Origin of the sequence: Gluconacetobacter liquefaciens (assembly GCF_003350405.1) — a bacterium.
Taxonomy (GTDB): domain Bacteria; phylum Pseudomonadota; class Alphaproteobacteria; order Acetobacterales; family Acetobacteraceae; genus Gluconacetobacter; species Gluconacetobacter liquefaciens.
The window spans coordinates 245537-258509 of the sequence record NZ_QQAW01000006.1 but is presented as its reverse complement, the minus strand read 5'-3'; the positions used below and the strand labels follow the sequence as shown (position 1 = coordinate 258509).

Annotated in this window: 12 protein-coding genes and 1 tRNA gene; 9 read left to right on the top strand and 4 right to left on the bottom strand. The window is 64.9% G+C overall.

Features of this window, described 5'->3' with window-relative positions; all coding sequences use genetic code 11:
• Positions 1–233 precede the first annotated feature (233 nt).
• The 6 genes from C7453_RS12405 to C7453_RS19655 all read left to right on the top strand — a co-directional run bounded on the left by C7453_RS12405 (position 234) and on the right by C7453_RS19655 (position 6566).
• Positions 234–1280 carry a rod shape-determining protein gene (locus C7453_RS12405; protein ID WP_114727835.1) on the top strand — a complete coding sequence of 349 codons (1047 nt, stop codon included), beginning with the start codon at positions 234–236 and terminating at the stop codon, positions 1278–1280.
• 94 nt (positions 1281–1374) lie between these two features.
• Positions 1375–2280, top strand: a complete 906-nt coding sequence (gene mreC / locus C7453_RS12400) for a rod shape-determining protein MreC (protein WP_114727885.1) — start codon at positions 1375–1377, stop codon at positions 2278–2280.
• Between the two features lie 12 nt (positions 2281–2292).
• Entirely contained in the window at positions 2293–2856 is a 564-nt protein-coding gene (locus C7453_RS12395) for a hypothetical protein (protein ID WP_114727834.1), read from the top strand.
• A gap of 37 nt (positions 2857–2893) precedes the next feature.
• The gene (gene mrdA, locus C7453_RS12390) at positions 2894–4807 is read left to right on the top strand and encodes a penicillin-binding protein 2 (RefSeq protein ID WP_114727833.1); all 1914 of its coding nucleotides are present in this window, start codon (positions 2894–2896) and stop codon (positions 4805–4807) included.
• Positions 4808–5004: 197 nt separating this feature from the next.
• Entirely contained in the window at positions 5005–6156 is a 1152-nt protein-coding gene (gene rodA / locus C7453_RS12385; protein ID WP_114727832.1) for a rod shape-determining protein RodA, read from the top strand.
• On the top strand, positions 6153–6566 hold the full coding sequence (locus C7453_RS19655) for a DUF3293 domain-containing protein (RefSeq protein ID WP_114727831.1): 414 nt from the start codon (positions 6153–6155) through the stop codon (positions 6564–6566). The genes rodA and C7453_RS19655 overlap by 4 nt, the downstream gene beginning before the upstream one ends.
• Positions 6567–6717: 151 nt before the next feature.
• Here C7453_RS19655 and glyS read toward each other — a convergent pair whose 3' ends face one another.
• Both glyS and C7453_RS12370 read right to left on the bottom strand, forming a co-directional pair.
• On the bottom strand, positions 6718–8778 hold the full coding sequence (gene glyS / locus C7453_RS12375) for a glycine--tRNA ligase subunit beta (protein ID WP_114727830.1): 2061 nt from the start codon (positions 8776–8778) through the stop codon (positions 6718–6720).
• Positions 8779–8781: 3 nt separating this feature from the next.
• On the bottom strand, positions 8782–9654 hold the full coding sequence (locus C7453_RS12370; protein WP_114727829.1) for a glycine--tRNA ligase subunit alpha: 873 nt from the start codon (positions 9652–9654) through the stop codon (positions 8782–8784).
• A gap of 183 nt (positions 9655–9837) precedes the next feature.
• Between C7453_RS12370 and C7453_RS12365 the strand changes: the two genes are divergently transcribed.
• From C7453_RS12365 to C7453_RS12355, 3 genes are all read left to right on the top strand, one after another.
• Complete coding sequence (locus C7453_RS12365) at positions 9838–10572, top strand: DUF2076 domain-containing protein (protein ID WP_114727828.1); 735 nt, start codon at positions 9838–9840, stop codon at positions 10570–10572.
• 313 nt (positions 10573–10885) lie between these two features.
• A complete protein-coding gene (locus C7453_RS12360) occupies positions 10886–11245 on the top strand; it encodes a YidB family protein (RefSeq protein ID WP_114727827.1) in 360 nt (119 codons plus the stop codon).
• Positions 11246–11304: 59 nt separating this feature from the next.
• Positions 11305–12114 carry a transglutaminase-like domain-containing protein gene (locus tag C7453_RS12355; protein ID WP_114727826.1) on the top strand — a complete coding sequence of 270 codons (810 nt, stop codon included), beginning with the start codon at positions 11305–11307 and terminating at the stop codon, positions 12112–12114.
• Between the two features lie 169 nt (positions 12115–12283).
• Here the strand turns inward: C7453_RS12355 and C7453_RS12350 are convergent.
• A tRNA-Lys gene (locus tag C7453_RS12350) sits at positions 12284–12359 on the bottom strand.
• Between the two features lie 89 nt (positions 12360–12448).
• Positions 12449–12934, bottom strand: coding sequence for a peptidylprolyl isomerase (locus C7453_RS12345; RefSeq protein ID WP_114727825.1), 486 nt, complete (start codon positions 12932–12934; stop codon positions 12449–12451).
• Between the last annotated feature and the right edge of the window lie 39 nt (positions 12935–12973).

The window sequence follows — 12973 nt, the reverse complement described above, 5'->3', positions numbered from 1 at the left end:
CCTGAGGCAGATATGGGGATGGAGCCTGTCTTTTTCATGGTCGGCAGAGGGTGACGGCCTGAAAAGCACAAATTAATGTCGCTGGGCCTTGCCCGTGTTCTGTAGCCCCGGTAAGCCCTCGGCCTGATCCAACTGATTGGGGCGCGTCCCGACGGACTGCTGTTCGGTGGGTCGTGCGCGCGCCATTCCGGATCATGTGCCGCCGTGTCGTGCTTGTTTGTCGGGAGTTCTGGATGTTTGCTCGTCTGCTGGGTCTATTGTCGGCCGATATGGCCATCGACCTCGGCACGGCCAATACCCTTGTTTATGTCAAGGGACGTGGCGTTGTCCTGAACGAACCGTCGGTGGTTGCCATCGCCGATGTGCGCGGCAAGAAGCAGGTGCTGGCGGTCGGCGAGGAAGCCAAGCAGATGGTCGGGCGCACGCCGGGCAACATCACGGCCATCCGCCCCCTGCGCGACGGGGTGATTGCCGATTTCGAGGTTGCGGAGGAAATGATCAAGCATTTCATCCGCAAGGTGCATAACCGGCGGATGTTCGCCAGCCCGCTGATCATCGTCTGCGTGCCGTCAGGCTCCACGGCCGTCGAGCGCCGGGCAATCCAGGAAAGTGCGGAGAGCGCTGGCGCGCGCAAAGTGTTCCTGATCGAAGAGCCGATGGCGGCGGCGATCGGCGCCGGCCTGCCGGTGACCGAGCCGTCGGGCAGCATGATCGTCGATATCGGTGGCGGCACCACCGAAGTCGCCGTGATCTCGCTGGGTGGAATCGTCTATGCGCGTTCGGCCCGCGTCGGCGGCGACAAGATGGATGAGGCCATTATCTCCTACATCCGGCGCAATCATAATTTGCTGATTGGCGAAAGCTCGGCCGAGCGTATCAAGATCGAACTGGGCTCGGCGCTGCCACCCGACGACCCCGACGACCACGGTGGCTGGCGTGAGGTCAAGGGGCGGGACCTGATTAACGGCGTCCCGCGCGAGGTGGTGGTGTCACAGGCGCAGATCGCCGAAAGCCTGGCCGAGCCTGTCAGCCAGATTGTCGACGCGGTGACGACGGCGCTGGAGAACACGCCGCCCGAATTGTCGGCTGATATTGTGGACAAGGGTATCGTCCTGACGGGTGGTGGTGCCCTGCTTTATCGTCTGGACGATGTGCTGCGCCGGGCGACCGGCCTGCCGGTTACGGTCGGCGAAGATGCGCTCTCATGCGTGGCGCTCGGGACTGGACGCGCCCTGGAAGAGATGAAACGTTTGAAGAATGTCCTGACCAGCATGTACTGACGGCGGGCAAAACGCGGGGGGCCGAGGCGATGGACGTCCGGCATAATGAAGGGTGTGGCTGGCGCGGGTACGCACGATACCCGATGAATCCGTCATGATTCCGCTATCCATCACCTTGCGTCAGGCGCTGGAGCGGCTGGTTCTTCCGATTCTGATCGTTGCGGCGCTAGGGATCATCCTCCTCGGGCAGGCGGATCGCGCTCTGACCGAACGGGTGCGCATGGGATTGGCCGATATCCTGGCTCCCGCGTACGGGCTGGTTGCCTGGCCGCAGGAACAGGCGCGCACGCTGCTGGGTCGCATGCGCGACATGGGCCGAATCGAGGCCGAAAATCAGCGCCTGCGTGCGGAAAATGCCAATCTTCGGCATTGGTATGATGTCGCGGCCGCGCTGGCCGATGAAAACGCGTCGCTGAAGGCCAATCTGCACTGGATGCCCGATCCGTCGCCCTCCTTCGTCACGGGCCGGGTCGTTCGCGATACCAGCGGCCTGTATGCGCGCAGCGTGCTGGTCGCGGCCAATGTCGATGCGGGAATCCATAAGGACGAGATCGTGCTCGACGGTTCCGGCATGGTGGGGCGCGTGACCGAGATCGGCAGCCGGTCGGTGCGTGTCCTGCTGATCACCGATGCATCCAGCCGCATACCGGTCAGACTGGAAGTCAGTCACGGGGCCGCTATAATGGCAGGTGATAATTCGGGTACGCCTCGCCTTATCTACTATCCCCAGGACAATCCCCCTATCGAGGGAGAGCGCGTCGTCACCAATGGCGAGATCGACACAATGCCTCCGGGCCTGCCCGTCGGGCAGATCCATTATGTTCGTCCTGGCCAGCCGGTCGTCATCCCCTTCGCGTCACTGGGGCATCTCGACATCGTCCGGGTCTTTGATTATGGGCGCTCCGCTGTCATTCCCCCCGATGCGCCGGGGCGGATTCCGGTGCGGCGCCCGGCCGATTCCCTCTCGCTCCCCTTTCCCTCCCCACTCCGCCGTGGATGAGAGTGTGCATGGATGACGCCCGACCAGGCTCCAGAGTTCCAACCGGGCATCCAGCCTCGGCCCAGCCTGTGGCGGCGGCTGGACATGCTGTCGCGCCGCGGCCTGCCGGCGGTGCTGACGGCGCTGGCTGTCCTGCTGCTGTCCGCGCCATTCGGCGTGCCCGGACAGGCCGAACTGCTGCCGGGCATCCTGCTGTCGTCGGTCTTCTTCTGGTCGGTGTTCCGGCCGGCCTCGATGTCGTCGCCCATTGTCTTCCTGCTGGGCATATTGGTCGATCTGCTGGGGTTCGGGCCGCCGGGCGTGATGCTTCTGGTCGTGCTGCTCGTGCATGGGGTGGCGCTTTCGGGCCGTTACGGCTTTTCGCGGGCGCATATCCTCGTGCTGTGGCTGGTGTTCGGCGGGGTATCGCTGGGGGCGACGGCTTTGCAATGGGGGCTGATTTCCGCACTGTCGCTGCATCTGGTGCCGGCGATCGCCTTCGCGTTCCAGTGGGTGCTCGGCGTGGGCCTGTTTCCGCTTCTCTGCGTGGTGTTCAGTACTCTGGGGCGTTCGATCGCCAACCCGGATCGGGCCTGATGGCGGTTTCCCGGTTTACCCGGACCAGGATCGGCTGATGATCGGGCGGCGCAAAACCTTGCAGCGTCTGATGTCGCGGCCCGATGCCGACACGCCGTCGCGTGGGGTCTTTACCCGGCGCGCCCTGGTGGTGCTGGGGGCTCAGATGGCGGCTTTCGGCCTGTTGGGGCACCGGCTCTACGGGTTGCAGGTGCTGGAAGGCGATCATTTCGCCCGGATGGCCGAGAATAACCGTGTCAGCCGTCGTCTGATCGCCCCGCCACGCGGGCGCGTAGTCGACCGGTTCGGGATTGCCGTGGCCTCGAACAAGGTCAATTGGCGCGCCCTGCTGCTGCCCGAGGAAACCAGCGACATTCCAGGCACGCTGGATCGCTTTTCCGCCCTCGTGCCGATCGAGGCCAGGGACCGGGCGCGCATCGAGCGCGAGATCCGGCACAAGCGGCGTTTTATCCCGGTCATGCTGCATGATTTCCTGTCGTGGGACGACATGGCGCGGATCGAACTGAACGCGCCTTCGCTCCCCGGCGTGCTGATCGATGTCGGGACCACCCGGAATTATCCGTTCGGGCCGCTGCTGGCGCATGTGGTGGGTTATGTGGCCCCTCCGGGCGAGAAGGACGTGGCGCAGGACCAGACGCTGGCGCTCCCCGGCATGCGGGTGGGGCGGGCGGGCATCGAACAGACGCAGGACGGGCTGCTGCGCGGCCAGGTCGGCGCGGTGGAGGTGGAGGTCAACGCGGTCGGCCGCCTGATGTCCGAACTGTCGCGGGACGAGGGGCAGCCGGGCGACGAAATCACCCTGACCATCGATTCGGGTTTGCAGCAGGCCGTGCTGGGGCGGATCGGCGACCAGTCGGCCAGTGCGGTGGTGATGGATTGTCGCAATGGCGAGGTGCTGGCCATGGTCAGCAACCCCTCCTTCGATCCCTCGCTGTTCGACAGTGGGGTCAGCCAGGCGCAATGGCAGGAATGGGCCACCGATCCGCGCACGCCCTTGATCAACAAGGCGGTGGCCGGCGTTTATCCGCCGGGTTCGACCTTCAAGCCGGCGGTGGCGATGGCGGCATTGCAGGCCGGCACCCTGTCGCCGACCGACCGGATCTTCTGCCCCGGCTATCTCGATGTGGGCGGGACGCGCTTCCATTGCTGGTCGCGCTACGGCCACGGTTCGCTGACCCTCAAGGAAGCACTGAAATTTTCCTGCGACGTCTTCTTCTATGAAGTGGCGCGGCGGACCGGGATGGATGCGATCGCGGCGGCGTCGCACAGTTTCGGGTTGGGTACGAACCTGGATATCGAACTGCCGCATACCCGTCCGGGCCTGATCCCGACGCCGGAATGGCGGCGGGCGCACGGCCAGCACTGGAATGGCGGCGATACGATCGTCAGCGGCATCGGCCAGGGCTTCGTGCAGGTGACGCCGCTGCAACTCGCGACCTATGCCTCGCGGATCGCCAGCGGGCGGGCGGTGCAGCCGCATCTGGTGCGCGCGGTCTCCAGCCGGCTGGGCGCGAGTGCCGAGGGCAGCCATTGGCCGGCGCTGGACATGCCCGAACCCTTCTTGAACCAGTTGCGGGTCGGCATGTATGCCGTGGTCAATGAGGAGCACGGGTCCGCACCCAAGGCGCGCCTGGATATTCCGGGGGTGCAGATGGCCGGCAAGACCGGGTCGGCACAGGTGCGCCATGTTTCGCGCGCTCTGCGAGAGAGCGGCCATTTCGATTCGTCTTTGCTGCCGTGGGAATATCGGCCCCATGCGCTGTTCATCTGTTTCGCGCCCTATGACGCGCCGCGTTACGCGGCGGCGATCGTCGTGGAACATGGCAATGCGGGGGCGGCGGTCGCTGCCCCGCTGGCGCGCGATATCATGACCGATACGCTGACCCGCGACCCGTCGAACCGCAAGGAACCGCCGGGCCAGGTGGTCGCGGAAGTCGAGGATTTCGGCTAGGGCATCCGCACCGGAAGCCGGTTCGGTGGAAATGCTCCAGTGTATTGTTTTTACCGGCATCTTCACCTGTTTGGCTGCACGCGTTCAAACAGGCTCCGCTCAGGCCGTATCCACCGGGCTCTGGACATGGGTGGACCGGGCGCGCATGTGTGGCCGCCGTCCGCGCGGCATTGCGGGCATGACTCGGGATCGAGAGCATGAATTTCCAGAAACGGCTGCTGCGCGCCGAACCCAATTTCCGTCTCCTGGCCAAGCTATGGCAGGTCAACTGGCTGTATGTGCTGCTGATCTGTGCGTTGGCCATGGTGGGGTATGGCGCGCTGTATTCCGCCGCCGGTGGGTCGTCGCGCCCGTTCGCGGGGCCGCAGACCATCCGCTTTGCCATCGGACTGGTCATGATGGTCTGCGTGGCGCTGATGAGCCCCCGTGTGCTGACGCGGCTGGCCTGGCCGCTCTACGGTCTGTCGCTGGTGCTGCTGGTTGCCGTGCTGCGCATGGGTCACGTCGGCAAGGGGGCGGAGCGATGGCTTGTGATCGGCGGCGTGCAACTCCAGCCGTCGGAACTGGCCAAGATCGCGCTGGTGCTGGTTCTGGCGACCTGGTTTCATCGCGTCAGCTATCGGCGCATGGTCAATCCGCTTTACCTGCTGCCTCCGGCCGCCATGGTGCTGGTGCCCGTGGGGCTGGTGTTGAAGGAGCCCAATCTGGGCACCGGCGTGATCATCGGGGTCGTAGGGGCCACGATCTTCTTCGGTGCCGGAATGCGCCTGTGGCAGATCGCGCTGCTGCTACTGCCGCTGCCCTTTCTGGGCAAACTCGCCTACAGCCATCTGCACGATTATCAGAAGGCGCGCATCACCACGTTCCTCAACCCCGAGAGCGATCCGTTGGGAGCGGGTTACAACATCATCCAGTCGAAGATTGCGCTCGGCTCGGGCGGCATGTGGGGGCAAGGCTATCTGCACGGCACGCAGGGCCAGTTGAACTTCCTGCCTGAAAAGCAGACGGACTTCATCTTCACCATGATCGCCGAGGAATGGGGCTATGTCGGCGGGATCGCGGTGATCGGGCTGCTGATGCTAATGGTGATCGGCGGCATGATGATCGCCATGCGCAGCCGCAACCAGTTCGGACGGTTGCTGGGATTGGGGATCGCGACCAATTTCTTCCTGTATTGCGCGGTCAACCTGTCGATGGTGATGGGGACGATCCCGGTCGGAGGTGTGCCGTTGCCCCTGATTTCCTATGGCGGTTCGGCCATGCTGACGGTGATGTTCGGCTTTGGCCTGCTGATGTCCGCCTGGGTCCATCGCAACGACAATTTCGGCGAGGGCGAGGACCGGTCGTGACAGGGCTGCGGCCAGTCGATGCCGCGACCGCGCGTACCTATCGGCGCAGCCTGTATCGCGCAGGCGGGATTTCGGTAAGGGTCGGGCAGCGCCCGCTGCCCGATAGTCCAGGGGGGTCTGGATGGTGGCGGCGAGGAGATGTGGTCTTTATCAGTGCCGCAAATCCGGGCGGGCGCCGCAGACCGGATGGCTGGAATCGCCGCCGGATGCGGGCACTGGCGGGTCGTCTTGCGGGATACGCAATCCATGAAGGCGAGGGCAGGCTGGGGCAATGGGCTGAGCCATTGTTCGCCGTGTGCCTGCCATTGGCGCGCGGGCGGGTGATTGCCCGGCATTTCGGGCAGAACGCGGTTCTGCTTGTACGGGATGGAGGTCCGGGGCGGTTGGTATTTCTTGAAGGGTGTCGGTGACGGTCTTCTTGTTCTGAAGAAAAAGAAGAACAAAGACTGTTATTCGCCTGTCGGATGCTTTCCGGAAACACGCTTCAGAAAATCAAGATTTTGGTCTCTTGTTTGAACACAGAGCTCCCCCACCCGGCGATAAGGCCGGGTGGGGAAAAAATCAGCCCTCGATCTGGCTGAAATCCGCGATCAGCACTGTCATGCGCCGCAGTTCAGCAAGCAGGCGCAGCCGGTTCAGGCGCAGTTCGGCGCGGTCTGCATTGACCGTGACGGCTTCGAAGAAGCGGTCCAGTACCGGCCGCAGGCGCGCGGCCTCGCGCATCGCGTCCGTGTAGCGTTCACTGGCGATCGCGGCCTCGACGGCGGGAATGACCTCCAGCAGCATGTTGGCCAGATCCCGTTCCTCGGCCTGCTCGTACAGCGTCGGATCGGGGGTGCCGTCGTGCGGCCCGTCCTTGCGGTCTTCGATCCGCAGGATGTTGGCCGCGCGCTTGGTGGCCGCCAGCAGGTTTTGTCCGTCATCGGTGGCCAGCATGGCGGCCAGCGCGTCGGTGCGGGCCAGCAGGCGCGTGATGTCGCTGTCCTCATTGCCGCTGGAAATCGCGGCCAGGATATCGTGGCGTGCGCCCTCGGCGCGCAACTGCACGCGCAGACGTTCGGCCACGAAGCCGGGCAGCAGCGTCAGGTCCGGTGCGTCGCGCAGGGTTTCGGGCAGGGCGTCGGCCGCCAGCACGAACAGCCGGACCAGATCCAGCCGCAGCGCGTTTTCCCTGATGATACGGATAATGCCCAGGGCGGCGCGGCGGAGCGCGTAAGGGTCGCCCGAGCCGCCGGGCTTCTCGCCAGCAGCGAAGAAGGCGGTCAGGCTGTCGATCTTGTCGGCCAGCGCGACTGCGATCGAGACCGGCGATGTCGGCACACCGTCATTCTGGCCGCGCGGCATGTAATGCTCGGCAACGGCCGTAGCGACGTCGGCAGGCTCGCCGTCATGCCGGGCGTAGTACGATCCCATCACGCCCTGAAGCTCGGGGAACTCCCCCACCATGCCGGTGGTCAGATCGGCCTTGGCCAACAGGGCGGCGCGTTCGGCTTCGGCGACCGGGGCACCCACCATCGGTGCCAGCAGGCCGGCCAGACGGACGATGCGCCGCACGCGCTCGCCCTGGCTACCGAGGGCGGCATGGAAGACGATGGCATCCAGAGCCGCCACCCGGCTGGCCAGGGGGCGGGCGCGGTCCAGGTCCCAGAAATGGCGGGCGTCGGCGAAGCGTGCGCGCAGCACCCGCTCGTTGCCCGCGATGGTCAGCGCGCCGCCGTCCGTTGGCTGAAGGTTGGCGACGAAGGCGAAACGCGGGGCGGCCGAGCCGTCGTCACGGACCAGGGCGAAATAGCGCTGGTTGACGCGCATCGAGACCTGCATGACCTCGGGTGGCAGGTCCATGAAGGTCTCGTCGATCCGCCCCAGGAACGGCACCGGCCATTCGGTCAGCCCCGCAACTTCATCCACCAGGCCCGGATCGGCGACGATGCGCAGCCCTTCCTCGGCAGCTAGTCGCGCGGTGCCGTCCTCGATCAGCGTGCGGCGCTCGGCTGCATCGACCAGAACCTGCCGGGCGCGCAGGCCCTCCCGCCAGTCGGCGGCACCGGTTACGGCGAAGGCGCCGGGGGCGGTGAAGCGGTGGCCCTCGGTCAGTCGGTCGGCGCGCAGGCCGTGCCCGTTATCCTCACCGTCGGCCAGCGCGATATCGACGACCTCGCCATCCAGCAGGCACAGGATGCGGCGCAGGGGACGGACCCATGTGAAGGTGCTGCCCTCGCCCCAGCGCATGGATTTGGGCCAGGGGAAGCGCCGCAGGAGAGACGGCAGGATTTCGGCGATGCGGGTAGCCGCCTCGACCGGCGGAACGGTGCGATTGAGCACCCAGAAGCCGCCTTCCAGCACCAGATCGTCCTGACTGACGCCATGCTTGCGGGTAAAGCCGGCCAGGGCCTTTTCCGGCGCCCCTTCGCGCGGGCCGCGTTCGGCAATGGTGGTGCCGGGAACGGTGCCGTCCAGCATCAGGGTCAGGGCGATGCGGCGGGGGCCGGCGAACGCGGTGGCGTCGCGCGGGTTCAGCGGTGCAAGGGCCTCGGTGACCAGCCGCAGCAGGTCGTCCGCTCCGCGGGCCTGCATGCGCGCGGGGATTTCCTCGGAGAACAGTTCAAGCAGAAATTCGGGCATGACTTATTCCTCGCCGGCCAGCCATGCGTCGCAGCAGCGTCGGGCCAGGGCCCTGACGCGGCCGATATAAGAGGCGCGCTCGCTGACACTGATCACGCCGCGCGCGTCCAGCAGGTTGAACAGGTGGCTGGCCTTCAGGCACTGGTCGTAGGCGGGTTGGGCGATACCGGCTTCTGCCAGCGCCGTGGCCTCACGCTCGGCATCGATGAAATGGCGATGCAGCATCTCGGTATCGGCCAGTTCGAAATTATGGCGCGAATAATCCCGCTCGGCGCGCAGGAAGACGTCGCCATAGGTTAGGCCCTGGCCGTTGAAATCGAGATCGTAGACATTCTCGACCCCCTGGACGTACATCGCCAGCCGCTCCAGCCCGTAGGTCAGTTCGGTGGACGGCAGCACGGTGGGGATGCCGCCGACCTGCTGGAAATAGGTGAACTGCGTCACCTCCATGCCGTCGCACCAGACTTCCCAGCCCAGTCCCCAGGCGCCGATCGTGGGGTTCTCCCAATCGTCCTCGACGAAGCGGATATCGTGCTCCAGCGGGTCGATGCCGATGGCGCGATAGCTGTCCAGCAACAGCTTCTGGCTGTCCTCGGGCGTCGGCTTCAGCAGGACCTGGTACTGGTAGTAATGTTGCAGCCGGTTCGGATTTTCGCCGTACCGTCCGTCGGAGGGCCGGCGGCAGGGCTGGACATAGGCAGCTTTCCACGGCCGCTTGCCCAGCGCGCGCAGGGTGGTGTGCGGCGAGAGCGTACCGGCCCCGACCTCGGTATCGTATGGTTGCAGGATGGCGCAGCCCTGTGCGGACCAGAACTGATGCAGTTTCAGGATCAAATCCTGAAAGGACAGGGGGCGAGGCGCGGAGGCCGGGACCATGGACGGGGATGCTCCGGTAAGCGATGGAAAACGCATGCCATCCGGCACGCACAGGGGCCGCACCATACAGCCATGAGGCGCGGATCGAAAGGCGGCGTGTGGCGGGGCAGGCTGGGCTTGCGAAATCCATGCGTGCGGGCCACATCTAGGCTTGGCACTCTTGTCGGAGACAGGGACGAAAAGATGAATACCGAAGAACGCGACCTGATCACGAAGTTCGTCGCCCGTGTGGGGGGCGCGCCGCAGGGGGGCTTCGGCAGCGTTCCTGCGACAACGCCCAATCTGCCGCCGATCGACCCGGAGGCCGACCAGTATATCGGCCAGATGTTCCAGCAATATCCCGAGGCCCGCTACCGCGTGACCCAGATGGCGGTGGTGCAGGAAGCGGCGCTGGTGGCGGCGCAGAATCGTATCCAGCAGTTGCAGTGGCAGCTTCAGCAGGCGCAGCAGGCCCTCCAGGCGCAGCAGCAGCAACGCCCCGCCGGCAGCGGCGGCGGCATCTTCGGTGGCCTGTTCGGTGGTGGCCAGCGCGCGCAGGGGGCACCTCCGCCGGGTTGGGGCCAGCAGGCCGCTCCGCCGCCGCCTCAGCCGCAGCAGGGCTATCCGATGGGGATGCAGCCGGGGATGTTTCCGGCGCGTGGCTCCGGTTTCCTCGGGTCGGCCCTGACGACGGCGGCCGGCGTTGCGGGCGGCATGATGGTGGGTAACGCCCTGACCGACCTGTTCAGTGGCCATCATGACGCCGGGGGCTTCGGTGGGGCCGGAGCGGGTGGCGAGACGGTCATCAACAACAATTACGGGGCGGCGCCGGGGGGCGACCCGTTCGGTGGTGGCGGGACCGATGTCGATCCGGGCTTCGATGCCGGCGGTGGCGACGGCGGCGGTGACTGGGGCGGTGGCGGCGACGACAATTTCTGAGCCGCGCTGATTTCGGCGATTATGAAAGGCGGCCCGCAACGGCCGCCTTTTTTATGTTCGGAGCAGAATTTGCTTTTTGCTCACATTGCCGTGAGATCGATTGATATCAAACATGAATGAGTGTTATTCAGAAATCGGCCACTAAGGCCATTTCCTCTGTGTCGTCTCATCCGCGGGAAACCGGAGCCGAAAGGCTCCGGTTTTTCCGTTTTGGGGCCGTGTCCATCCTCAACCATTCGGGAGGACGGGAACGGGGCGGTTTTCGTGGCGTTGCTGGTATCAGGCCACAACGTTTCGAGAATGGAGAGGCACTATGTCCATCACCGACTCCGCAACGACGCTTGGCGATTTCCTGACCGGGGCCGCTTACGATCATTCGGGCCTGGTGACCGCGATGCACGAATATCTGGATGGCGTGAAGCGCGAGCATGGGCTGAACGGGTTTGCCGAACGCGCGGCCGCCGCAGGTTATGGTGATATCGTGGCGCGCTGGAAGGCCGACGACAAGGCCGGTCCCATGACCGAGGAAATGTTGCGCACCCTGATCGCACAACGTGACCTGGAGCATTTCGCGGCACAGACCGGCCTGTCGGTACCGGCCGTGGTCACGATCCTGGCGAAACAATTGCCGATCGTGATCTACAAGCGGGCGCATGCGGTGGACCCGCACTGACTTGACACCGTGAACAGGTACAGGCGGGGTGACGGGGACGGTCAGGAAGGGAAGACGGCGTGCTGATTCGTGCCGGTTACGACATTGCCCTGACGGTTCAGGCTCCGACACCGATGGTATTGATGCTTGAGGTCCATCCGGATCGCGAGCCGGACCTGATGACCCCCCAGACCCCGGTCTTCGACCCGCCCGTGCCGGCGCAGCGCTATCTCGACGGGTTCGGCAATCGCTGCACCCGCGTGGTGGTGCCGGTCGGCACATTGCGCACCAGCCTGTCCTTCGTCATTGCCGATAGCGGCCTGCCCGACCGGTGGATGCCCGGTGCGCGGGAAGTGCCGGTGGCGGACCTGCCAGCGGATTGCCTGGTGTTCCTGATGGGCAGCCGATATTGCGAGACCGATCTGCTGTCTTCCATTGCCTGGTCGATGTTCGGCCATCTGGCGCCGGGATGGGGGAGGGTGCAGGCTATCGTCTCGTTCGTGCATCAGCATATCCGCTTCGATTACCAGCAGGCACGCCCGACCCGTACCGCCCATGAGGCCTATCAGGAAGGCGTGGGCGTGTGTCGGGACTATGCCCATCTGGCGGTGACGCTCTGCCGCTGCATGAATATTCCCGCCCGTTACTGCACCGGGTATCTGGGCGATATCGGGATTCCGCCGGTCGATTATCCGATGGATTTCTCGGCGTGGTTCGAAGTCTGGCTGGAAGGCCAGTGGTTCACCTTCGATGCGCGGCACAACATGCCCCGGATCGGACGGATCGTGATGGCGCGGGGGCGGGATGCTACGGACGTAGCCCTGACCACGACATTCGGCCCGGCGGTTCTATCCAACTTTTTCGTGACGACATATGAGGAGATCGGCTGAAAGGCGGGTCGTCCTCGCGCTTTTTAAAAAAATAACTGGAAAATTCTGATCTGCTCTCGAATTTTCAGAAATACTTGATGTCTTCCCAAGGGCAGACAATCTTTATGCGTCACCGCTGTCCGATCATGTGATCGAGCGTGGCATTCCTGCTGATCATTCAAAGGAAAATTGGTGAGCCGGGTGGGACTCGAACCCACGACCATTCGATTAAAAGTCGAATGCTCTACCGACTGAGCTACCGGCTCACCGGGACCGCTTGGCGGTGCGGCCCCGGGTACCGGCTTCAGGCGGTCAAGTCAACCATCAAAGCGGCTGACGCGACGCGCTTTGTCGCTCAGGCCGCGACCGGACGCATGGAAATGATGCGATCGGGGTCCTGCACCACGCCGCTCTGGCCCGCGCCGCGCTTGACCTGGTCGATATGCTCCATGCCTTCGACCACCTGGCCGACGATGGTGTACTGACCGTCCAGATGGGGCGAGGGCTCGAACATGATGAAGAACTGGCTGTTCGCGCTGTCGGGATTCATGGTGCGGGCCATGCCGACCGTGCCGCGCTCGAACTTCGCCGCACGGGTGAATTCGGCCTTCAGGTCGGGCAGGTGGCTGCCGCTGGTGCCGGTGCCGGTCGGGTCGCCGCCCTGGGCCATGAAGCCGTGGATGACGCGGTGGAAGGGCGTGTTGTCGTAGAACCCCTCGGCGGCCAGCGTGCGAATCCGCTCGGCAGCCAGCGGCGCCAGGTCGGGGCGGAGCTGGATGATCACATGGCCGGTCTTCAGCTCCACGTCGATCAGGTCGGCCTTCGGTGCGGTGTCAGACATCGTTCGTATTCCAGTTTGCTTGCGTGCCGCGCGGCAAGG

Coding starts and splice junctions, on each gene's coding strand:
- C7453_RS12405 (WP_114727835.1), top strand. CDS start 234: ATGTTTGCTCGTCTGCTGGGTCTATTGTCGGCCGATATGGCCATCGAC.
- C7453_RS12365 (WP_114727828.1), top strand. CDS start 9,838: ATGAATACCGAAGAACGCGACCTGATCACGAAGTTCGTCGCCCGTGTG.
- C7453_RS12370 (WP_114727829.1), bottom strand. CDS start 9,654: ATGGTCCCGGCCTCCGCGCCTCGCCCCCTGTCCTTTCAGGATTTGATC.
- glyS (WP_114727830.1), bottom strand. CDS start 8,778: ATGCCCGAATTTCTGCTTGAACTGTTCTCCGAGGAAATCCCCGCGCGC.
- mreC (WP_114727885.1), top strand. CDS start 1,375: ATGATTCCGCTATCCATCACCTTGCGTCAGGCGCTGGAGCGGCTGGTT.
- rodA (WP_114727832.1), top strand. CDS start 5,005: ATGAATTTCCAGAAACGGCTGCTGCGCGCCGAACCCAATTTCCGTCTC.
- mrdA (WP_114727833.1), top strand. CDS start 2,894: ATGATCGGGCGGCGCAAAACCTTGCAGCGTCTGATGTCGCGGCCCGAT.
- C7453_RS12345 (WP_114727825.1), bottom strand. CDS start 12,934: ATGTCTGACACCGCACCGAAGGCCGACCTGATCGACGTGGAGCTGAAG.
- C7453_RS12360 (WP_114727827.1), top strand. CDS start 10,886: ATGTCCATCACCGACTCCGCAACGACGCTTGGCGATTTCCTGACCGGG.
- C7453_RS12395 (WP_114727834.1), top strand. CDS start 2,293: ATGACGCCCGACCAGGCTCCAGAGTTCCAACCGGGCATCCAGCCTCGG.